This window comes from Bacillus sp. L_1B0_5 (assembly GCF_000836715.1).
GTDB classification, from domain to species: Bacteria; Bacillota; Bacilli; order Bacillales; family Bacillaceae_G; genus Bacillus_A; species Bacillus_A thuringiensis_S.
Map to the genome: position 1 here is coordinate 1 of NZ_JXIS01000056.1, position 676 is coordinate 676.

The window sequence follows — 676 nt, forward strand, 5'->3', positions numbered from 1 at the left end:
ATCAGTTGCAATTCGATTTGCTAAACCTAATAATGCGCCACGTGATGCTTCTTTTAAACGAATATGACGAGGGTGTTCAGAATCAAGATAAATTGCATTAAATTCAGCAATACTGTCTATTGTTTTTTGTTTATTGTTTAAGTTCCAAACCTTGATAATATCAAGTAAAGTTTCTTTAACCCCATATGGTAAACCGCGACTCATTTTATGTTTAAAGCTAACACCATGAGAAACAACTTCCTCTGTCGTACCAGCGCCAATATCGAAAGATAATATTGTTTTGTCAACAAAGTCTATTTCTGTGGTTTTACCTTCTGTAGTTTCTACTTTCCTTTTAATTGTTTTACCTTTTTCATCATAAACGATTCCCCATGAACCCGCCGCGCCTTCTGGTAAACACTTGCAAAATTCAACTTGAATATTAACTACTACTTCACGTCCGCTTGGGTGGTGGAATTTCACCGTATGATGATTCATATAACGTTCTATAAACTCTTGTGCTGTTTGAGGCGTGATTGTTGCGACAGGTAATGCAACAGAAAGATCATAAGTCACATCAATTTTATTTTTATTTGGGTGTTTCTTCATAGCGCTAATTGCTAAACCAGCTAATGTAACAAGAAGCACAAGATCATCTTTCGATTTGTCGGATTTCTTTTCCATTTCAATACCTTTA

1 pseudogene is annotated in these 676 nt (G+C 35.4%); it reads right to left on the reverse strand.

The features are described 5' to 3' along the window. Positions 1–676, reverse strand: a pseudogene (locus tag RT27_RS19485) (peptide ABC transporter substrate-binding protein); the annotation flags it as partial.